Annotated in this window: 19 protein-coding genes and 1 pseudogene; 11 read left to right on the top strand and 9 right to left on the bottom strand. The window is 57.8% G+C overall.

All coding sequences use genetic code 11. The features are described 5' to 3' along the window. Nucleotides 1–7: 7 nt before the first annotated feature. On the bottom strand, nt 8–1,702 hold the full coding sequence (locus ACNSOI_RS01500) for an L-lactate permease (protein WP_342631689.1): 1,695 nt from the start codon (nt 1,700–1,702) through the stop codon (nt 8–10). Nucleotides 1,703–1,920: 218 nt separating this feature from the next. Between ACNSOI_RS01500 and ACNSOI_RS01495 the strand changes: the two genes are divergently transcribed. Beyond that, a complete protein-coding gene (locus ACNSOI_RS01495) occupies nt 1,921–2,706 on the top strand; it encodes a GntR family transcriptional regulator (protein WP_106694332.1) in 786 nt (261 codons plus the stop codon). A gap of 115 nt (nt 2,707–2,821) precedes the next feature. On the opposite strand, the gene ACNSOI_RS01490 is transcribed toward ACNSOI_RS01495, so the two are convergent. Then, on the bottom strand, nt 2,822–3,580 hold the full coding sequence (locus ACNSOI_RS01490) for a putative 4-mercaptohistidine N1-methyltransferase (protein WP_342631688.1): 759 nt from the start codon (nt 3,578–3,580) through the stop codon (nt 2,822–2,824). Nucleotides 3,581–3,608: 28 nt separating this feature from the next. Further along, complete coding sequence (locus tag ACNSOI_RS01485; RefSeq protein ID WP_420195695.1) at nt 3,609–4,754, bottom strand: mechanosensitive ion channel family protein; 1,146 nt, start codon at nt 4,752–4,754, stop codon at nt 3,609–3,611. 271 nt (nt 4,755–5,025) lie between these two features. Here ACNSOI_RS01485 and ACNSOI_RS01480 point away from each other — a divergent pair. The 3 genes and pseudogenes from ACNSOI_RS01480 to ACNSOI_RS01470 all read left to right on the top strand — a co-directional run. Next, nucleotides 5,026–5,334, top strand: a pseudogene (locus ACNSOI_RS01480) (dockerin type I domain-containing protein); the annotation flags it as partial. Between the two features lie 122 nt (nt 5,335–5,456). Next, nucleotides 5,457–7,277, top strand: a complete 1,821-nt coding sequence (gene nadN, locus ACNSOI_RS01475; protein WP_420194960.1) for an NAD nucleotidase — start codon at nt 5,457–5,459, stop codon at nt 7,275–7,277. 147 nt (nt 7,278–7,424) lie between these two features. After that, the gene (locus ACNSOI_RS01470) at nt 7,425–8,444 is read left to right on the top strand and encodes an LLM class flavin-dependent oxidoreductase (RefSeq protein ID WP_420194959.1); all 1,020 of its coding nucleotides are present in this window, start codon (nt 7,425–7,427) and stop codon (nt 8,442–8,444) included. Here the strand turns inward: ACNSOI_RS01470 and ACNSOI_RS01465 are convergent. Then, complete coding sequence (locus ACNSOI_RS01465; protein WP_152439565.1) at nt 8,411–8,950, bottom strand: glutathione peroxidase; 540 nt, start codon at nt 8,948–8,950, stop codon at nt 8,411–8,413. The genes ACNSOI_RS01470 and ACNSOI_RS01465 overlap by 34 nt on opposite strands. A gap of 112 nt (nt 8,951–9,062) precedes the next feature. Between ACNSOI_RS01465 and ACNSOI_RS01460 the strand changes: the two genes are divergently transcribed. From ACNSOI_RS01460 to ACNSOI_RS01430, 7 genes are all read left to right on the top strand, one after another. After that, nucleotides 9,063–9,602: an alpha/beta fold hydrolase gene (locus ACNSOI_RS01460; protein ID WP_152437110.1), complete on the top strand. Its 540-nt coding sequence runs from the start codon at nt 9,063–9,065 to the stop codon at nt 9,600–9,602. Between the two features lie 127 nt (nt 9,603–9,729). Then, nucleotides 9,730–10,053, top strand: a complete 324-nt coding sequence (locus tag ACNSOI_RS01455) for a high-potential iron-sulfur protein (protein WP_072678708.1) — start codon at nt 9,730–9,732, stop codon at nt 10,051–10,053. 247 nt (nt 10,054–10,300) lie between these two features. Next, nucleotides 10,301–11,329: a TRAP transporter substrate-binding protein DctP gene (gene dctP, locus ACNSOI_RS01450; protein WP_152437109.1), complete on the top strand. Its 1,029-nt coding sequence runs from the start codon at nt 10,301–10,303 to the stop codon at nt 11,327–11,329. Nucleotides 11,330–11,444: 115 nt separating this feature from the next. Beyond that, the gene (locus tag ACNSOI_RS01445) at nt 11,445–12,041 is read left to right on the top strand and encodes a TRAP transporter small permease (RefSeq protein WP_152437108.1); all 597 of its coding nucleotides are present in this window, start codon (nt 11,445–11,447) and stop codon (nt 12,039–12,041) included. Between the two features lie 37 nt (nt 12,042–12,078). Further along, complete coding sequence (locus ACNSOI_RS01440) at nt 12,079–13,365, top strand: TRAP transporter large permease (RefSeq protein WP_072678711.1); 1,287 nt, start codon at nt 12,079–12,081, stop codon at nt 13,363–13,365. 33 nt (nt 13,366–13,398) lie between these two features. After that, nucleotides 13,399–13,842: a universal stress protein gene (locus ACNSOI_RS01435; protein WP_152437107.1), complete on the top strand. Its 444-nt coding sequence runs from the start codon at nt 13,399–13,401 to the stop codon at nt 13,840–13,842. 156 nt (nt 13,843–13,998) lie between these two features. Next, nucleotides 13,999–15,411 (top strand): alanine/glycine:cation symporter family protein, encoded by a 1,413-nt coding sequence (locus tag ACNSOI_RS01430; RefSeq protein WP_420194958.1) that lies wholly within the window; start codon nt 13,999–14,001, stop codon nt 15,409–15,411. A gap of 2 nt (nt 15,412–15,413) precedes the next feature. Here ACNSOI_RS01430 and ACNSOI_RS01425 read toward each other — a convergent pair whose 3' ends face one another. From ACNSOI_RS01425 to potA, 5 genes are all read right to left on the bottom strand, one after another. Continuing rightward, nucleotides 15,414–17,570: a sensor domain-containing diguanylate cyclase gene (locus ACNSOI_RS01425; protein WP_172972236.1), complete on the bottom strand. Its 2,157-nt coding sequence runs from the start codon at nt 17,568–17,570 to the stop codon at nt 15,414–15,416. A gap of 198 nt (nt 17,571–17,768) precedes the next feature. Next, entirely contained in the window at nt 17,769–18,806 is a 1,038-nt protein-coding gene (locus ACNSOI_RS01420; RefSeq protein WP_420194957.1) for an extracellular solute-binding protein, read from the bottom strand. Continuing rightward, nucleotides 18,803–19,573: a spermidine/putrescine ABC transporter permease PotC gene (gene potC, locus ACNSOI_RS01415; RefSeq protein ID WP_420194956.1), complete on the bottom strand. Its 771-nt coding sequence runs from the start codon at nt 19,571–19,573 to the stop codon at nt 18,803–18,805. The genes ACNSOI_RS01420 and potC overlap by 4 nt, the downstream gene beginning before the upstream one ends. Next, the gene (gene potB, locus ACNSOI_RS01410) at nt 19,570–20,427 is read right to left on the bottom strand and encodes a spermidine/putrescine ABC transporter permease PotB (RefSeq protein ID WP_420194955.1); all 858 of its coding nucleotides are present in this window, start codon (nt 20,425–20,427) and stop codon (nt 19,570–19,572) included. Before potB ends, potC begins: the two co-directional genes overlap by 4 nt. Further along, complete coding sequence (potA, locus tag ACNSOI_RS01405) at nt 20,420–21,547, bottom strand: spermidine/putrescine ABC transporter ATP-binding protein PotA (RefSeq protein ID WP_420194954.1); 1,128 nt, start codon at nt 21,545–21,547, stop codon at nt 20,420–20,422. Before potA ends, potB begins: the two co-directional genes overlap by 8 nt. Nucleotides 21,548–21,609 lie beyond the last annotated feature (62 nt).

Raw genomic sequence — 21,609 nt, 5'->3', positions numbered from 1 at the left:
GTCAGCGTTACCGGCTCATTAACGGGTCCATCAAACCCAGGCCATAGGCCGCCAGCAGCGCAATCAAACCAGTAGCCAACAGGTAGTATAGGGTCGGCCACACGGTCTTGCGCAGGGTCTGGCCTTCACGGCCCAGCAGGCCAACCGTGGCTGAGGCCGCTACCACGTTATGGATGGCCACCATGTTACCGGCGGCGGCACCCACAGCCTGCACAGCGACCATCAGGGCAGTAGACAGGCCGAGGCTTTCCGCGACACCAAACTGGAACTGGCTGAACATCATGTTGGAGACGGTATTGGAGCCGGCCAGGAAGGCACCCAGCGCCCCCACCGTCGGAGCCAGCAGCGGGTAGATGCCGCCAACCGCATCGGCGGCCCAGGTCGCCATGGCCAGCGGCATACTGGGCAAATCGGACATGTTAACGCCCGAGTTGATCAGGATCCGCACCATCGGCACCGTAAACAGCAGAACAAAGCCTGCACTCAGCAACACACCGCTGGATTCCTTGACGGCATTCCCAAGGGCACGAGCGCTCATGCGGTGAATGAAGAACGTTGCCAGAACAACCATCACCAGGATACCGCCCGGCAGGTACAGAGGCTGAACACCGGCATTGATGCCTGCCTCACCCAGAATATTCGAGAACGATACACCAACGCTGGTAAAGGCCTGTTTGATCGGGTCGACGGTCCGGCTCAGTACCAGCACGACGCCCACCAGTACATAGGGCACCCAGGCGCGGAAACCGCTCATCGGCTTGGCCGCGATGTCTTCGAGCTTCATCTCGATACTGCCCAGCCACTCGGAGGGCCAGTCCTTGCGGTCGGCAAAATCCCAGGCGTTTTTGGGCATCAGGAAGCCCTTCTTCGCCGCCATGGTCACGATCGCCAAACCAATCAGGCCACCCAGCAGAGACGGAAATTCCGGCCCCAGAATCACACCGGTCAGCGCGTAGGGAACCACAAAGGCAACACCGGCAAACAAGGCAAACGGCAGCACCTCCAACCCTTCTTTCCAGCTTTTGTTCCTGCCGAAGAAGCGGGTCATCATGGTCACCATCAGCAATGGCATAACCACACCAACAATGGCGTGGGTAATGGCGACTTCCGAGGTAATCAACTGCAGGTAGGCCTCCCAGTTGGAGCCCACGGCCTCCAGTCTTTCGGTAATCGTGGCACGGTCGAGACCCGTGGTTACCCCAACCACCACAGGAGTGCCCACGGCACCAAAGGACACCGGCGTGCTCTGCACCATCATGCCCAGCATCACCGCCGCCATGGCCGGGAAGCCCACCGCGACCAGCAAGGGCGCGGCAATAGCCGCCGGCGTCCCGAAGCCGGAGGCGCCTTCAATAAAGCTACCGAACAGCCAGACAATGATAATCGCCTGAATACGGCGGTCCGGGGTGATGTTGGTAAAGCCCGCCCGAATGGTGGTGATGGCCCCCGAATGTTTCAGCGTGTTCAGCAGCAAAATAGCGCCGAAGATAATCCACAGCAGACCAATGGTAATCACCAGACCCTGCAGGGTAGAGGCCAGAATTCGGTTCAGGGTCATATCCCAGGCGCTGTAACCGATCAGCGCAGTAACCAGGAACACCACGGGCATGGCGCGGCGGGCAGGCCAACGCAGGCCAATCAGGAGGATTCCGGCCAGCAGAATCGGGGCAAATGCCAGCAGGGCGAGCAATCCGGACGACATGATTTTCTCCAGGGTATTGTTGTTGGATACTATTTTTGGATAATTGGTAATACCAATTTACAAGTCTGTCCAAGTACGTTATTTGAACACCCTTTGGGCTGTCAAAAGCATGGCGTTCGACATTCGTCTAATTGCCTATGGGTTTTACTGGGAAAACAAGAACAAAGAAGGCTAATATTTATTGGTAAGACCAATTTATTGATCAACCGGAGCCGTACATGGCCATCAATCAGGTGGCGCCCAGGCGCCTAGCCGACACCATCGTTGAACAACTGGAAACCATGATTCTGGAAGGCACATTGCAACCGGGCCAGCGGTTACCTCCGGAGCGGGTGCTGGCAGAGCAATTCGGCGTGTCCCGGCCATCGTTGAGAGAAGCAATCCAGAAACTGGCTGCCAAAGGCCTGCTCCACAGCCGCCAGGGAGGGGGCAACTTTGTCACCGAAACGCTGGGTGCCAGTTTCAGTGACCCACTGATCAAGTTGCTGGAAACGCACCCGGAAGCCCATCGCGACCTGCTGGAATTTCGCCGCACGCTGGAAGCAGACTGCGCCTTTTACGCAGCGCAAAGAGCCACCGAAGTTGACCGCCAGTACCTCACTCAAGCCTGGACCGCCCTGGATGCCTGTTACCGCGACAGCTCCGGCAACAACCTGGAAGCCGAAGGCGCAGCTGATGCCCGCTTCCACATGGCCATCGCCGAGGCCAGCCATAATGTGGTGCTGATGCACACCATGCGTAACCTGTTCAACATGCTCAAGAACAACATCGTGACCAACATCGGCGGCATGTATGCCAGAGCCGCCAAAACCCGGCAGGGCCTGGTAGACCAGCATTCCCGGCTGTTTCAGGCAATTATGGAAGGAAGGGCCGAGGATGCCCGGGCCATTGCCGGCCACCATATCGAGTTTGTCCAGCAGACCATCTCGGAACACTCGGAAAACGAACGGCGAAAACAGCGGGCCTTGCGCCGGGAACGGCACAACGCTGACGAACAGGCATAAAAAAGCCGGGGAAAACCCCGGCCAAAGCAATCACACGATGCACCAACACTATGCGTGTCGTCCTGATGAGTTTTGACGATAACCCGCCTACATGACCATTCAATGACAATGCCTGTTAATCCGGCAACTTTTCCCAGATGGTCAGTTCGGAAAAGCTGTGCTGGAATTTGTTGCGGGTTTCCCGGATCACGAACGGCAGGCTTCTGGGCTCGCCCAGCAGCCTGAAATGAGGCCCCAGCATGTTTTTAAGGCCATCGAGCGTGGTGAAAGGCTCGCCGTTCTTCATAAAACCGCCCACCCATTCGGATTTCGGCGTGTACTCCTCAAGCCAGGTATACGGCGAGGCAATGACCAACAAACCAAGATCGTTGATGCGTTCGTGAATACTCTCCAGAAACAACGAAGGTTTGTACAACCGATCAATCAGGTTACCCGCCAGCACCAGATCGTAATCCCGGTAGTCAGACCCAAGATTGCACGCATCTCCCTGATGAAACGCCACACGTTGCGCTGCCTCCGCCAGCCCCAGGGTCGACAGCGCACGGGCCTGATAACTCACCAGATCTCCTTCCTCCGGTCTCGCGTAACGGGCCTCGCCGTCAGCCACGACTTCCCGGCATTTGTCGATAAACGTCTGCGAGAAATCCACTCCGTCCACATGGTCAAAATGCCGTGCCAGCTCCAGCGTCGTGCGGCCCACGGCGCACCCGATGTCGAGGGCCCGGCACAGTTCCCGGCCATCAAGGGCTTCCATGGCGGCGTCCGCCAGCTCTTTGGGAAAATTTGCTTCACCGTGCCAGGACTCTCCGAAGTGGAACTCCAGGTATTGCGCCAGAGTGGTGTTGTCTTCGTAATAGCCCGCCGGTCGGTTCATGGTTGTCTCCTGGTTAAAGCTCTTAAATTCACTTTTCCACCAATTTTGGATAAAGCGGTTCCACCAGGGGCTTCAAACCCTTGGCGTCGTCGATAAACAACTGAAGATGCGGGAAAGGTATTTCAATCCCGGCAGCATCCAGTGCCTCTTTAATCTGCTCCAGCACATCCGCCATGATTCGTGGCTGCACGTCCAGATTGTCCGGTGTAATCCATATCTTCACTTCCAGATCCACCGACGAATCCCCCAGACTCTTCATCACCACCCGAGGCTCCATCGCGCCACCTTTCAGGACCTCAGGGTGGGAGAGAAGAACGGGCATGATCACCTCCCGCGCGGCCCGGGCCGATTCCTTGTAGGCGATGCCCACCGGAATGTTCAACCGGGTTGAGCCCTCGGCACTGTAATTGACAATATCCGACGACGCCACGCTGTCATTGGGAATCATGGTGAATATGTTGTCCCGTGTGCGGAGCCAGGTTGTGCGCAAAGCAATTTTCACGACCTTGCCATCCTGACCGTTGATGCTGACCCAGTCACCGATCCGGAAAGGACGCTCTATCAACAACGTGATACCGGCGATAAAATTCGACAGAGTGGACTGTGCCGCAAAGCCAACCGCGATACCGACAATCCCCAGGCCCGCAACAATCGACAACACGTCAAACCCGAACTGGGCCAGAATCGCCACCACCGCAAAGGTCACCATCAGCACCGCGAACAGGTTCTCAATCAGCTGCCGGATGGATGGATCCATGCCATATCGGCCGATTGCCTCTTTCATCAGTCGAGCCAGTACCAGCCAACCCACAAAGAAGCCCAAGGCCATGAATCCCGCCCTCGCCATCGCTTTGAGAAACCCTGGGCCAGCCCCGAACTGGGCCAGAATCACCAACAACGCCCCAAGGGCAAACAGATATTTCAGGCCGGTCCGAACCTGTGAAAACAGTGCAGACTGAGATCGCCGCTTGCCAACAACGATTCGCAACGTACCAATAATCAACAGGTAACCACCGATAAACAGGCCCAGGTAGATAGCCGACACCAGCACCTGGCTGAACACGTAGACCGCCAGCTCAGCCCAATCCACCTGCCCACCGGCCATCGCCTCCAGAGTATCGCCCAGGTTCTGTTTCAGTTGTTCTCCTACTGCCCCGGTAAAACCTTCAATCATGTTGGCTTCCTGTTTGTCATCGGTCAGTAACTGACGCCCGGTGCTTCGCGCTGTCATCGCTCAAAGCATAGTCGCGGATCTTCCCGTTGCCTGTTTTCCGCAAGCCACAGGATAAAAACCGGTCGTACAAATCACACGCCATCGTCACAGATGTTCGCCAGATTGTCGGTAGCGCGCTTCGCGGTCAACCATTTCAAATCCAAGGGATGCAGTAACGCTGACGGCGTCAACGCCGATCAGGGTGATGGTCAGGGTTGCTGGAACCCGGAGCGAACCCCGGGCGCTGGACTACAACACCGAATTCAAGACTCCTGAGCAACAGGCCAGCTTCTATGTCCCGGACCCCTACCGCGCTTCCGACCATGACCCGGTGCTGGTGGCGCTTGAGATGGACACCCGCACCGCAGCCGACCGGGCAGACCTGAACGGCGACGGCCGGGTGAATGGCCGCGACCTCGCCCGCTTTATTCTTGCAACCCTGTTTGGTAAGGCCCCGGCGCCAACCTACGACATAAACGCAGACGGCAAAGTGGATGGCCAGGACTTCCTGGCTCTAGTGCACGCCATTCGAGGCCGATAATCCGGTCGCACAACACCTGCCCGCTGGCAGGTGTTGTGCCCTTCAAACTGCAACAAAATCATCACGGCTTTGACACCTCAACAACGCAGACTCCCTGTAGTCACCCAACAAGGAGTTCAGGCATGATCCGCAAAACCCTATGGATTGCATTACCCCTCGCTGCGCTGGCCGGTTGCAACAGCGACAGCAATAACAACGCCCCGGAAGCCAGCAGCTTTACCGCCAACATCCTGCACATCAACGACCACCACTCCCATCTGGAAGAAGGCTCCCAGTCCCTGATGATTGCCGGCAAGAGCACGTCCTTTCCGATTGGCGGCTTTCCACGAGTGGCCGGAAAAATTGCAGAGCGGGAAGCGGCCCTGGACAACGTTCTGAAACTGCACGCGGGCGATGCCATAACCGGCACCCTGTACTTTTCATCGTTTGAGGGAGAGGCCGATGCCCGACTGATGAACCAGGTGTGTTTCGATGCGTTTGCACTGGGCAACCACGAGTTCGACCGGGGCGATGAGGGGCTGAAGAAGTTCCTGGATCTGCTGGATAGCGGAAGTTGTCAGACGCCGGTACTGGCCGCCAACGTCAAGCCCCAGGTTGGTACTCCCCTGGCACCGATTGCCGAGGATGACTACATCCAGCCCTACGTCATCAAATCAATCGGTGGTGAGCAGGTGGCCATAGTCGGCATCGACATAGCCAATAAAACCCGCAACAGCTCCAGCCCGCTGGCGACCACCGAATTCCTCGATGAGATGGAAACGGCGCAGGCCATGATTGACGAGCTCGAGGCGTCCGGCATCAACAAGATCGTGTTGCTAACCCATTATCAGTACGAAAACGACCTGAACCTGGCAGCGTCGCTGTCCGGTGTGGATGTCATCATTGGTGGTGATTCCCATAGCCTGCTCGGAGACTTCGATGCCTACGGACTGTCTGCTGCAGGGCCCTACCCAACAGAACTGACCAATGCCGATGGTAACAAAGTATGCGTAGCCCAGGCGTGGCAGTATTCCCGAGTGGTTGGCGAGCTCAGCGTTACCTGGGACGAAAACGGCGTAGTGACCTCGTGCAGCGGCACGCCCCACCTGCTCCTGGGTGATAACTTCACGCGCAAAGACGCCGAAGATAACAACTACCAGCCGGAAGGCAGCGAGCGCGCCGACATCCTGGCGGCCATCGACGCCGATGACCAGCTCAGTCTGGTAACCCCAGACCCAACATCCGCACAGCTGCTGGCCTACTACACCAACCAGCTGGATGACTTCCGCAACCGGATAATCGGAACCGCCACCGAAGATCTCTGCCTGGCCAGAATTCCCGGCCGGCCCTATGGGGATGACACGTGCGAAGGCGAAGACCCCAACCGCGGCAGCGACATCTCCAACCTTGTCGCCCAGGCCTTCCTGTTCCTTAGCAAGAACGCCGATGTGGCCATCCAGAACGGTGGTGGCGTCCGAACCGACCTGTTTGCTGGCAGCATCACGATTGGCGACGCCTACACACTTCTGCCGTTTGCCAACACCCTGACGGATCTGGCCATGTCTGGCGCGGAAATCCGGGCGGTGTTGAACGAAGCGGTTGAGTTTGCACATGTTGAGGGCGGCTCCAGCGGAGCCTACCCCTACGCGGCAGGGCTGCGCTGGGAAGTGGACATGAACCGGCCGGAAGGCGAGCGCTTGTTCAACATTGAGGTCAACCCGCGTAATTCGGCCGAATGGCGCGCCCTGGCCGATGACGAGGAATTGAACGTGGTTACCAACAGCTTCACAGCCGGCGGCCGCGATGGCTATGTGACCTTTGGCGCGGTGTCTGACGACGGCCGGGCAACCGATACGTTCCTGGATTATGCCCAGTCGTTTGTCGATTACGTTCTTGAGGTAGGCTCCCTGAGCAAGCCGTCCGCAGACGAATATTCAACCCAGAACTATATACCAGCCCTCTGAAGCAGCGCCCTGGTAACCTCCGGCCAGTCATTCCCGACTGGCCGGGCTTCACCTACCCTCCCGGTATACTTCTTCGCTATTCTTGAAATAGGCCGCCGACATCACCATGGTTGCCTGTCCATTGATTACAACAGCCACCGGAGAACTATGCCTACCCTGCCCGATTATTCCCTGCTCGAACTGGCCTCCGTCCGCGAAGGTGATTCGGTGAGTACCACACTGGCAAACAGTGTTGCCTACGCCCAACATGCCGAAACACTGGGCTTCAAGCGCTTCTGGCTGGCCGAGCACCACAACATGGAGGGCATATCCAGTTCCGCCACGTCTGTGCTGGTGGGCCATATCGCTGGCCGAACCAACACCATTCGGGTTGGCTCTGGTGGCGTCATGCTGCCCAATCACCCGCCGTTGGTGGTGGCTGAACAATTTGGCACCCTGGAATGTCTTTATCCGGGGCGCATTGACCTTGGCCTGGGCCGGGCACCGGGTACCGACCCGATCACGGCCAGGGCACTACGCCGTGAAGGCTTGGGGGCAGAACAGTTCCCGGAAGATGTTGCCCGCCTGCAAAGTCTGCTCGGCCCACTGCAACCGGGCCAACCGGTCAAGGCCATACCCGGCGCGGGCACCGAGGTGCCGATCTGGCTTCTGGGCTCAAGCCTGTTCAGCGCCCAGCTGGCAGCAGCGCGGGGCCTGCCCTATGCCTTCGCCGGGCACTTCGCTCCAAGGCTGTACCGGGAAGCCCTGAGGGTTTACCGGGATAATTTCCAGCCCTCCCCCCAATTAAACCGGCCTTACGCTATGCTCGCCATTCCGGCCATTCCGGCCGACTCCCTGGATCAGGCAAAGTTTCTGGCCACCACCAGTTACCAGCGCATTCTGTCTCTGTTCCGTGGCCAGCCCTTGTGGATGAAACCGCCGGTTGAATCCATGGACGGCCTGTGGAACGCCGGTGAGAAGCTCAGCGTACTGGATTTCCTGGCGTTGCAGGTGATGGGCAACGCCGATGATATCCGCCACCAACTCGATAATCTGCTGGCGGATATCAACGTAGACGAACTGATGTTCACCGTCGATATCTATGATCCGGCGCAGCGACGCCATGCCCTTGATATCCTGGCGCAAACCCGGGATCAGAGCACCCCTTCGATGGCTTCCATTAACTGAGGATCGTCCGGGCGAACCCGGCTGGGGAAGCTGGCGGTAACCTTGCCGTCCCGATCCAGTACGTATTTGGTGAAGTTCCAGCGCGGCGGCTGGCTCTGACGGTTGATCTCGCGGAATACCGGGTTCGCCTGGGAACCGGTCACCGGCCCGGGCGCGATCATGGTGAAGGTGACGCCAAAGTTGACGAAACAGACCTCGGCGGCTTCTTCTTCGGTGCTCGCCTCCTGCCGGAAATCATCGCTGGCGAAGCCCACCACAACCAGGCCCTTGTCGCGGAATGTCTGATGCAGCGCTTCGAGGCCCTCAAACTGGCCGGTATAACCACAGCGGCTTGCGGTGTTCACCACCAGCATCGGCTGGCCGGCGGCCAGGTCACACAGGTTGACGGAATCCCTGGAGTGCAGCTTGCGCTGGTCATGGTCGAGAAAGGCGGGGCACTCGGCGGCCCAGGCCGGCATAACCGCAAACATAAGAGCGATCAGCGACCACCGCTGCCATAGTGTCATGTGCATTGTTAGACTCCTGTTCTGCTGAATACAGAGATACGACAGAGATGGGCAATCCGCTCATAACCTGGCTTCACGGCAAAACCCACGATTAACTACCGGAGAGATTCCCGTGTCTGCACCCGAAACTTTCGTTTTTCTTTCCCATGGGCTCGAAAGCGGCCCCGGGAGTACCAAAATCCAGGCCCTTAAAACGGTGGCGGAGTCGTTTGCCGGCGTCCACGCCGAAGCCGTTGATCATCGTAGCACCAAAGACCCGGCCCAGCGCTTTGGGCAAATGCGCGATGCCATGGCGGCAGCGGGTGCCGACCCGGCCCGGACCATCCTTGCCGGTTCGAGCATGGGCGGCTGGGTGTGCGCGCAGACCAGTGCAGACACACCGGTACTGGGGTGCTTCCTGTTGGCGCCAGCCCTGGCCCTGCCCGATTACCCCCAAAGCCGGCCACGCATTCAGGCCCGGTATACCCAGATCATCCACGGTTGGCAGGACGACGTGGTACCACCCATGCCAGTCGTCGAACTGGCCCAGGCCCAGAAACTCCCAATCCTGCTGCTACCCGATAACCACCGGCTGGAGCATAGCGTTGCGCGGGTTGCCGATGAGTTCCGTGCCTTTCTCATGAACGCCGGATTAAACCCGCGTCATCATTGACCGATGTCATCCAATCGCGGTGCACGACCGAATCATTTTGGTAGGGTGGTTCTGCTGCCCTCGCCGTTGCCTGAACCTCGGTTCCGGCAGGGCAATCCATAAATGATGAGAGAGAAAGGAGTTACCAATGAGCGATTTCAATAAAAGTCGACGGGTATTCCTGCGCACTGCCGCGTTAGGTGTCGCTGCCGTTCCACTGGCACGGGTGGCCACACACGTTCCGGCAGCCCGAGCCGAGAAGCCGAGAGCGGAGGACGGCCATGCCCTGGACTACGTGAACGACGGTAGTACCAGCGGTCATGAGAAATATCAGGATGGAAACAAGTGCTCCAACTGCGCGTTTTGGGCCGGGGAAGTTTCCGGGGGGTGGGGCGGCTGTCGTCACCCGCAGTTCAGCGATGTTCTGGTCAACGCCGACGGCTGGTGTAACACCTGGGTACCCGGCGGCTGATGCCATTTCACAGGCGGCCGTAACTGGCCGCCTTCTGGTTATATTTTGCTCAGAAAATAATCCGGCATTCCCTCCGCCGTGCCACCTCCCGGCTGAATAAATCGAAATTTCATAAACTTGCGATGCCGAAAAACCTGTCGCCTGAATTATCTGATTTTGGCCATTTCCTTGCGAAAACCCTCATGTTTTGCCAGTCTTTAATAATGTAACAAAGGATTTCAGCAAAAAAACAAACGGAGACAGCGCGATGAGCAACACAAGTAAATTCAGGAAACTGGCCGGTTTTTCGGCGTTCGCCTTTGCAGCGATCACTGCGGCAAACTCGGTAAACGCAGCCAACTGGCGCTATGCCCATGAAGAATACGAGGGTGATGTTCAGGACGTTTACGCCTACAAATTCAAGGAATACGTTGAGGAGAATTCCGACCACACGGTCCAGGTGTTCCGCTTCGGCGAACTGGGCGAGTCTGATGACATCATGGAGCAAACCCAGGCTGGCATTCTCAACTTCGTAAACCAGTCACCAGGGTTCACCGGCTCCCTGATTCCCGAGGCACAAATCTTCTTCATTCCCTACCTGATGCCGACCGACATGGAAACGGTCATCACGTTTTTCCGGGAATCCAAGGCCATCAACGAAGACTTCCCGGAGCTCTATTCCGAGCAGGGCCTGGAACTGCTGAAGATGTACCCTGAGGGTGAAATGGTGGTCACGGTCGATGAGCCAGTCACCTCACCGGAAGAATTCCGCAACAAGAAAATCCGGGTAATGACCAACCCGCTGTTGTCTGAAACCTATTCCGCCTTTGGTGCCACACCCACGCCGCTGCCCTGGGGTGAAGTGTACGGTGCCCTGCAGACCAACATGATCCAGGGTCAGGAAAACCCGATTTTCTGGATTGAATCCGGTGGCCTGTACGAGGTATCCCCGAACCTGGTATTCACCGGCCACGGCTGGTTTACCACCGCCATGATGGCGAACCAGAATTTCTACAACGGCCTGTCTGATGAAGACAAAAAGCTGGTTCGCGATGCTGCGGACTACGCCTTTGAGGAAATCATCGTGCACATCGATGGCCTGGCCGATGAAGCCCTGGAGAAAATCCAGGCAGCCAGTGATCGGGTTACCGTTACCCGCCTGAACGACGAGCAGATTGAAGCCTTCCGCGCCCGCGCACCGCAGGTGGAAGAGCGCTTCATCAACATGACCGGCGAACGTGGTAAGCAGCTGCTTGACCAGTTCAAGGCCGATCTCGAAGCCGTTCAGGGACAGTAAGACGGCAGGATTCAAGGGGTGGCAATTAGCCACCCCTTGATGTCCGGCCCTGGTTTAACCCCCGCCCCGCCGGGGTCTTTACCGGCCGGGAGCAAATGATTCTGGAGTGGAATCCATGTCTGAACATCCCCAGGAGGTTGTTGAAGACGATACCGGTACCTACGAGTCCGGTTTACCGGGCTTTCTGGGCACCATCGATGAATGGATCGCCAAGGTCGAGGCCGTCATGCTCGCCGCTGGCGTTATCCTCATGGCTATCAACACCTGCGCCAACGTGATCGGGCGTTTTGTGTTCGGCGAAGGCCTGTTTTTCTCTGGTGAGATCAACCGCATCCTGATCATTCTGATCACCTTCGCCGGTATTGGTTACGCCGCCCGCCATGGCCGTCACATCCGGATGTCCGCGGTATACGACGCTCTGCCCGCCAAGGGCCGAAAGGTACTGATGATCTTCATCGCCCTGTTCACTTCGGTGGTTATGTTTTTCCTGTGTTACCACGCCTACGGCTACATCGAAACCCTGTACGGCCGTGGCCGCATTTTGCCCGCCCTGGGCATACCCATCTGGATCATCTATATATGGGCGCCCATCGGTTTCGCCATTACCGGCATCCAGTATTTCCTGACAGCCATCAAGAACCTCACCAGCAAGGACGTCTACCTCTCGACCGGCGTGGTGGATGGCTACGCTGATACCGAGTCCGAGGTCTGAGACAGCCGTAACCCGATAAGGAACAGGAAGATTACTTATGGCAACCATTCTGATGTTGATCATGATCGGGCTACTGCTGCTGGGCTTCCCGATGATGATCCCACTGACCACCGCAGCGGTGGTTGGTTTTGTAATGATGTTCGACGGCTTCGGCCAGATGCAAACCTTCATCCAGCAAATGATGGGTGGTATCCGGCCGGCGTCGTTGATTGCGGTCCCCATGTTTATTCTGGCCGCCGACATCATGACCCGGGGCCAGTCGGCCGACCGGTTGATCAACATGGTGATGTCCTTCATCGGCCACATCAAGGGTGGCCTGGCCATCAGTACCGCCACCTCCTGCACACTGTTTGGGGCGGTTTCCGGGTCCACCCAGGCCACGGTGGTGGCGGTAGGCTCGCCTCTGCGCCCGAAGATGCTGAAAGCGGGCTACTCTGACCCGTTCACGCTCGCCCTAATCATCAACGCCAGTGATATCGCGTTCCTGATTCCCCCGAGTATCGGGATGATTATCTACGGGGTTATCTCCGAGACCTCTATTGCCGAGCTGTTCATTGCCGGTATCGGTCCGGGCGTTCTGATTCTGTTCATGTTCTCGTTGTACTGCCTTTTCTATGCGTACAAGCACAATGTACCAACCGAAGAAAAGGCCACCTGGAAACAACGGGCGCTGTCGGTGCGGGATGCCTCCTGGCCGCTGATGTTCCCGGTGATCATTGTTGGCGGTATCTACGGCGGCATTTTCAGCCCCACCGAAGCTGCTGCCGTGTGCGTGCTTTACGCCTTCCTGCTGGAGTTCGTGATCTTCCGCTCCCTGAAGCTCAGGGACGTTTACAAGATCGCCAAGTCCACCGGCCTGATCACCGCCGTGGTGTTTATTCTGGTTGCCGTTGGCAATGGTTTCTCCTGGATTATCTCCTTCGCCCAGATTCCCCAGGCCATCCTGGAAACCGTCGGCGTAAACGAAGCCGGCCCGGTGGGTGTGCTGATTGCCATCTGTATTGCCTTCTTCATCGCCTGCATGTTTGTTGACCCGATTGTGGTCATCCTGGTGCTTACCCCCATCTTTGCGCCAGCCATCCAGGCAACCGGGCTGGACCCGGTTCTGGTAGGGGTGCTGATCACCCTGCAGGTGGCCATAGGCTCGGCCACGCCACCGTTTGGCTGTGACATATTTACCGCCATCGCCATCTTCAAACGACCCTACATGGAAGTGATCCGGGGGACGCCACCGTTTATCTTCATGCTGGTGGCGGCCGCCGGGCTGATCATTGCCTTCCCGGATATCGCCCTGTTCCTGAGGGACCTGGCTTACCGAGACTGAGCCGGGTTCCCCGGCCAGTAACAGGAGAGACCTATGTTCAAACGGATTCTGGTAGCCGTCGACGGCTCCAAAACCTCGCTGAAGGCGCTGGATAAGGCAATTGACCTGCAGAAGCTGATTCCGGGTGCCGAGATTTTCATCCTGTGTGTCTACAAGCACCACAGCCTGTTTGAGGCGTCATTGTCGATCGGCCGCCCCGACGACATGGACATTCCAGACAAAGTGCTGTCGGATTACGCCAAGGGCGTCGTTAACCATGCCAAGGAACTGGCCAAGGAACACGGTGCAACCAAAGTGCGCGGCTTTGTGAAGGCAGGCCGGCCATCCAAGGTGATCGTCAAATTCGCTCAGGACAAAGAGGCGGATCTGATCGTCGTTGGTACCAAAGGCACCAACAGTGATAAAGACGGCATGTTCCTGGGCAGTGTTTCCCACCGGGTGGCATCCCATGCCAAATGCCCGGTATTGGTGGTCTGAACAGACATTGATACTGAAATCTCGGGCCAGTGTTGCAAAATACCGGCCCCCTGACAATCACGGATTTCCGCAGTCTGATCAGATTTTCACCGTGCTAGACTCCCCCGCCTTGCATTACTTTCAATTCACAACATTCAAATCACAAGGCGTCTACCCATGACTGCAATTGTCGATTTTCTCAACTCGATTCTCTGGGGTTATGTCCTCGTCTACGGCCTTCTGGCCGTTGGTGTCTTCTTCACCATCCGCCTGGGTTTTCTGCAATTCGTCAATTTCGGCGAAATGGTCAGGGCCATTCGCGGCTCCCGTGAAAGCGACGTTCACGGTATTTCACCTTTCCAGGCGCTGTGTACCAGCCTGGCCTCCCGGGTCGGCACCGGCAACCTGGCCGGCGTGGCCGTGGCCCTGTACCTCGGCGGTGCCGGTGCCATTTTCTGGATGTGGATGGTGGCGTTGGTGGGTATGGCCACGGGCTATGCCGAAAGCACCCTGGCGCAGCTCTACAAGGTGCGTGACGGCAAGGGCCAATATCGGGGCGGGCCGGCGGTTTACATTGCCAAGGGCCTGAAAGCCCCCTGGGCAGCGGCCATCTTCGCAGTTTGCCTGATCATCTCGTTTGGCCTGGTGTTCAATGCTGTACAGGCAAACTCCATCGCCGACGCCATGGAGGGTGCCTTTGGTGCGCCCAAACTGGGTGTTGGTGTGGTCATCGCCGTGTTCGCCGGCATCGTGATCTTCGGCGGCCTTCGCAAGATTGTTCGCTTTGCCGAATTCGTGGTGCCGTTTATGGCCGGCGCCTATGTGCTGCTGGCGCTTGGCGTGATGGCCATGAACATCACCGAGGTACCGGGCATTCTGACGATGATCGTCAAAAGCGCCTTTGGCCTAGAAGAAGCCGCAGGTGGCGCCGCCGGCTCAGTGACCGCCGCGATGCTCAACGGCATCAAGCGGGGTCTGTTCTCTAACGAAGCCGGCATGGGTTCTGCCCCCAATATCGCGGCCACCGCAACACCGGCACCGCACCACCCGTCGTCACAGGGCCTTGTTCAGGCGTTTGGTGTGTTTGTCGACACTATCATTATCTGTACCGCCACAGCCGTGATGATTCTGCTGGCCGGCGTGCTGGAGCCCGGTTCTGGCATCACCGGCACGCAACTGACCCAGCAGGCCATGGAAGTCCACCTGGGTGAATTCGGTGGCTACTTTATTGCCGTCGCCATCCTGTTTTTTGCCTTCACGTCCATCGTGGCCAACTACACCTATGCCGAGAACGCCCTGATCTACCTGAAAGGCGGCAGCACCCTCGGGCTCACCCTGCTTCGCCTGGCAGCCCTGGCCATGGTGATCTGGGGTGGCTATGAAGCCGTGGTTACGGTATTCAACGCCGCGGATGCCTCGATGGGACTAATGGCGGCCATCAACCTGGTGGCGATTGTGCTGTTGTCCGGCACGGTAGCCAAGTTGACCAAGGACTACCTGGCCCAACGGAAAGAGGGACTGGTACCCCACTTCAAGTCAAAGGATTACCCGGAGCTGCACGAGAAAATCGACAGCAACATCTGGCATTAAGCTCAAACACTGGCCGTAACCACACGGTTACGGCCAGCGGCCTTCGCCTGATAAAGCGCCCGGTCGGCTGCCCGGAACAGCTCGTCGAACTCCGGGCTACTTTCCGGCCAGCATGCAATACCTGCCGATATCGTCAGGTTGCCCAACTGCTTTCCAAGGTATTCAACCTGAGATTCGGCGATGGTTACCCGAAGATTTTCCGCCCGCTGGCGGGCTTCCTCCCGTGACGCCCCAGGCATCAGAACCGTAAACTCCTCTCCCCCATAACGGCATACCGTATCGCTCCCGCGAAAACAGTTCTCAAGGACTCTCCCAACCATTCGCAGAACCTCATCTCCGGCATCATGGCCATGACTGTCGTTGAAGCGCTTGAAGTGGTCGATATCGAAAATCAGAAGGCTCAGTGGGCGCTCTGAGCGGATGGCGACCTCCCGCTCATGTCGGAATAACTCATCAAAGTAGCGCCGATTTTTAAGACCCGTCAGGCTGTCCTCATAGGAAAACCGTTGCAATTCGGATCGCAGGGCCAACCCGGACAGGGTAATCCCGATCTTCTCGACAGACTGATACACCCAGGCAACCACCCGGGCGGTGCCATAATCCTTCACGACGTCTGGCAGATTCGGGCGCTCCAAAAGCAACACGCCCTCAGGAACATTCCCGAACTGGGCTGGTTCAACCCGGAGCAGGAAACAGAGTTGTGCAGGTACGTCCTGGCTCCGCACAGGCAAAACGGTCTCCGTCAGGCCGGAAAGATCCTGTGTCAGGCTGGGTGGAAAGATATTGGCAGCGGATCTACCCCAGAGGCTGGCCCGATCATAGCCACCACCCGGGTTGCGCCGGTAGAAACAGCCGGCAATCGGCAAGTACAGTTGCGGCAGCGCCTGAAGCAAAGGCTGGAAAGCCTCTTCCACACCCGCACAGTCCTGCAGGGCAGCAATGGTATCGGCCAATTTCTGACTTTTCTTGCTCTCCAGCGCTAACAGCCTTGACCGCTCTACCTCTCGCTCAGCAAGCGCTTCAGCTCTAGCAGTGCGCTCAGCCACCTTCTGTTCCAGTTGAACGGTCAACTGATGCAACGCCTGTTGGGTTTTACCGTAATGCCACACCGAAATACTGATAAGCGCCAGCGAGAACGCCAGCGCCCCCCAACTGACCGGCACCCGCCCCCAGGGGAGAAAGCCATGAGCTACCGCCATATCCAGAATCAGCAGAACGATAAATACGCCACAGGTAAACAGAAACACCTGCTGCTCCCGATACAGGCTACTGAAATTCCTGACAACCACTGCAACCATTAATGCCAGGGAGATCAGCAAAACACCGTCAAACACCGGGAATGTGGAGGACAGGTTCACTAACCCGAGTAGCGCCAACATAAGGGCAAGGGCCGCAAATACCAGATGCAGCCACATCAGCCAGCGAACCAGGCGGGGGCGCCGGGCGTCGAGCCACTGGCTAAGCAAGAGCGCCAGTGCAACCGGAATCAAATAATAAGAGCCCGCTGCCAGATAGTCCCACAGCAGTGGCTGATACAGGATCAGCAAGCTGGCCTGGCTTTCCGCCAGCAGCATTACACCGGTCAGGAATGCAAACAGGGCAATGCTGGCGAAACTTCTCTGGCCTCGCTGGATCAGGGCAAATACCAGGGCAAGGAGTGCAATCAGTCCGGATAACGCCGCAATAACCAGACTCTCGGCCGAGTTGCCAACGATGTGCAGCACCAGGTCAGGGTGATCGAGAATGGCCACCTCTCCCCATAATCCGATATCCGTGTAATTGGAGAACACACGGAAGTACATGGTTTCGCCTTCGTAGCCATCAGGCAACGGAATCTCGTGCCAGGGCCAGCCTTCAAATTTGCCACGGCCGTGCTCGTCGAAGGTGCCGTACTGGTACAGCAACTCGCCCCGGAACCAGACCTGCAGGATGATATCGACGCTGTAGATGTATAGTGCCGGCGCGTACCACTCCCCATCCGGTAATGTCACCCGGAACCAGGCATGTTCTTGCCCTTTTCGGCCGGGAGGGTTGGAAGGGAAAGCAATGTCATGCCAGTGTTCGGCACTGTCCGGTTCGTCCAGCCAAAGCGGTGTGCCGTCAGCCAGGAAGGGGGAGTCGCCCCAGCGATATTGCCACCCTTCATCCACTGGCTGCATGGCAGACAACGCCGGTTGGGACAGGCAGAGCGCCAAAACGAGTGAGGCAAGGCAGAATAAAGTGCGACAGGAAGAGGGGCGCAAAGCGAAACCTGCTGTTGGACGCTATGTTTTCAGTATAAACCGTAGGCAGCAGTTACAGAACTATTCTGACGGGAAGAATTCAGGGCGGCACTGACGCCGCCCTGGCAGGAGGCCTCAACGGCCGGATTTCAGCATTTCCCAGAACTTTGCGTAGATCTGCAAAGCATCATCACCGATATCCGCCTGGAATTCAGCATTCTCCATATCCGCATCGGTCGGGTAGCTAGCGCGGTCGTTGGCAACAGACTCGTCCAGCAACTCAAGCGCCGCCTGGTTGGGCGTGGCATAACCAATATCCTCGCTGATCAACGCCGCGATTTCAGGCTGTAACACAAAGCTGATGAACTGGTGGGCCGCTTCCGGATTACGGGCATTTTTGGGAATCACGAAGCTGTCCAGCCAGGCGATAATGCCCTCTTGTGGATAGACATACTCCAGGCTCGGCATGGTCTCCTTACCCATAACCGCCTCGCCGTTCCAGATCATGCCCACGTCGGCTTCGCCTTCCAGGTAGGGCATGCGGGGCGCATCGGAGTTGAAGGTGCGTACCGAGGGCATCAGCTCCGCCAGTTTTTCGTAGGCTTCCTCGATTTCCTTCGGGTCGGTGCTGTTCCCGGAGTAACCCAGTACCCGCAGGCCCACGTGGAACACCTCGCGCATGTCGTTGGTCAGCATGACACGACCCTGGAAACGCTCGTCCCAGAGATCTGCCCAGGCGGTCACCTCGCCTTCCACGTCATCCGTGTCGACGGCAATGCCGGTGGTGCCCCAGAGGTAAGGAATGCTGTACTGGTTGTCCGGGTCAATGTCCAGGTTGATCAGATCATCGTCGAGGTTGCCAAAGCCTTCGATCTTGCTGCGATCAATGGGCATCAGCAGGTCTTCCTGGCGCATCTTGCTGACGTAATAAGTGGAAGGCACGGCCAGGTCATAGGCGGCACTCTCATCCAGCAACTTCAGACGGGCATACATGGCTTCGTTGCTGTCGTAGGTGGTGTAAACCACCTGAATACCGGTTTCCTCGGTGAACCTGTCCAGGACTTCCTGGGGCATGTACTCGGACCAGTTGTACAGGTTCAGCACCTGCGGGTCTTCAGAGCTACACCCGGTCAGGCCTATGGCCAGCAGACCGGCCAGTGCCAGTTTCTTCATCGTCTACTCCTTAGCAATATCCATTGAGACAAGATCAACATGAACAGTGAGAACACCAGCAACAGCGTACCCAATGCATTCACTTCCGGCTTCAGCCCTACCCGCACCATGGAGTAGATGCGCAGGGGCAGAATTTCGTAACTCGGGCCGCTGACAAAGGTACTCACGACCACATCGTCCAGTGACAGTGTAAACCCCAACAGCCAGCCTGCCACCAAAGCCGGCATGATCACCGGGATCAGCACCGTGCGGGTCATAGTAAAATCGCTGGCACCCAGATCCCGGGCCGCTTCCGGCAGGCGTTCGTCAAAGCCGCTCAGGCGCGCCATGACCGTAATCACCACAAACGGCAGACAGAAGGTGACATGGGCCAGCAGCAACGACACATAGCCCAGTTTCAGGCCCACTAACAGGAACAGCGCCAGCAGCGAAATCGCCAGCACGATCTCCGGCGACATCATTACGATAAACAGCATGCCGTTGAGCAGCTTCTTGCCCCGGAACCGGTAGCGGTGCAGAGCCAGGGCGGTGAGGGCACCAATCATGGTCGACACGGTGGCGGCAGACAAAGCCAACCACAGGGAATTCCACATGGCCTGAACCATGGCCCGGTTGTTGAACAGCGCCTCATACCAGCGCAGGCTCAGCCCACCCCACTCATAACCGCTGCGGGAATCGTTAAAGGAAAACACCACCAGCACCACGATGGGCACATACAGCAACAGGTAAACCAGAGTCAGGTAGGTGCGGGGCAACCAGCGGCTCATACACCGTCCTCCCCGATGCGCCGTTTACTCAGGCGGTGGGCAAACATCAAAAACGCCATAGCCAGGGTCAACACGATGCTGGCAGCGGCGCCGAAGGGCCAGTTACGGGCATCCAGGAACTGGTTCTTGATGACGTTACCCACCAGCAGGTTGCGGGAGCCGCCGAGAATATCCGGCACAAAGAACAGCCCCATGGCCGGCAACAACACCAGCATAACGCCCGCCAGCACACCGGGCAGGGTAAGCGGCACAATCACGTGGACAAAGGTCGCCAAGCGGCCGGCGCCGAGGTCGTGAGAGGCCCGAAGCAAATCTTCCCTCAGATCATCAAAGACCGCGTACAGCGGCAGTATCATGAACGGCAGCAGCAAATACACCAAGCCGACGATCACGGCTCCCTCGGTGTAAAGCATCCGCAGGGGCTCGTCGATTATGCCCAGGGACATCAGCGCGTTATTCAGCAGGCCATTGGTGGCCAGCAGCAGCTTCAGGGCATAGGTACGCACCAGGGAATTGGTCCAGAAAGGCACAATCAACAGAAAGATAAGCAGCATCTGCCGTTGCTTGCCAACCTTGGTCAGCGCCCAGGCGAAGGGGTAGCCGATCAGCAGGCAGATCAGGGTGGTCATGGCCGCCATGTACAGGGAGTGCAGGAACACATCCAGGTACAGAGGGTTCATCAACTGCCGATAGGCATCCAGGTTCAGGGGCAGGGACAAAAAACTGCCTGGGTCACGGGTCATCACGCTGGCACCCACTACAAGCAGGTTGGGTGTCAGCACCAGGAACAGCAACCAGCCCCAGACCAGAACCAGCACCGCCGTGCGGAACGGCTGCTGCATGACGCTACCCATCCAGACTGGTTTCCGCTTGAGCTTCGGCTTCGGGACTTTCCATAGGCAACAGCCATTCCCAGCCATCCACCCAGCTCACTTTCACCGGCTCACCCAGGCGGTAGTCAAACGTGGGATCGTCTTCGTCGAAGAATTCCGACGCCAGTACCTCGGTGCCGCCTTCAAGGTGAATAACCGAATCCAGGGTGCTGCCTTTGTAGTTGCGCTCTACCACCTTGCCGGCCACACCGTCATCGTCATCCGGCGCCAGAACCCGGATGTCCTCCGGGCGCAACAGAACGTGCAGGAGCTGGCCGGCGGCCACCGGGAAGTCGGGTTTGCGAAAGGTGCGTTTCAGGCCAAACACATCCACGGTAATGGTGTCATCGCCGTTGGCTTTGTCGATGCGGCCCGGGAAGAAATTGGTCTCGCCCACGAACCGGGCGGTGAACAGGTTGGCCGGCCGTTCGTAGACTTCCCTGGGAGTGCCCAGTTGCTGGATCAGGCCATCCTTGAGCACCACGACCCGGTCTGACATGGACAAGGCTTCTTCCTGATCGTGGGTCACGAACACGAAGGTAATCCCGAGTTCCCGCTGCAGGCGCTTGAGCTCCACCTGCATGGTGCGCCGCAATTTGTAGTCCAGGGCTGACAGGGGCTCGTCCAGCAACAGCATCTTCGGCCGTTTGACCACCGCTCGGGCAATAGCCACGCGCTGCTGTTGGCCTCCGGAAAGCTGGTGTGGTTTGCGCCGGGCAAACTCCTCCAACTGGACCATGGCCAGGGCTTCGTCGACCCGCTGACGGATCTCTTCTTTCGGGCGCTTTTCCATTTTCAGGCCATAGGCCACGTTGTCGAACACCGACATATGGGGGAACAGGGCGTAGTTCTGGAACACCGTGTTGAGCGGGCGTTTCTCCGGCGGGGTGTGGGTCAGGTCCTGGCCACCCAGCAGAATGGTACCGTCATCCGGATGCTCAAAACCGGCCATCAACCGCAACAGGGTGGTTTTGCCACAACCGGACGGCCCCAACAGGGTAATGAACTCGCCATCAAGGATCTCCAGATCCAGCGAATCCAGTACCGTTTTGCCGTCAAATTGCTTGGAGAGGTTGCTCAGAGATAGCAGTGTCTGTTTCATCGGCCCTGCCCACAGAATGAGCGGCTTATTTTTCCAGAAACAGGGGCAAACAGAAAGGGGCG

Origin of the sequence: Marinobacter sp. GH_1 (genome assembly GCF_048595985.1) — a bacterium.
Classification (GTDB): Bacteria; Pseudomonadota; Gammaproteobacteria; order Pseudomonadales; family Oleiphilaceae; genus Marinobacter; species Marinobacter shengliensis.
Note: the sequence above shows the minus strand (reverse complement) of the source record. Positions and strands in the feature narration are given on the sequence as shown.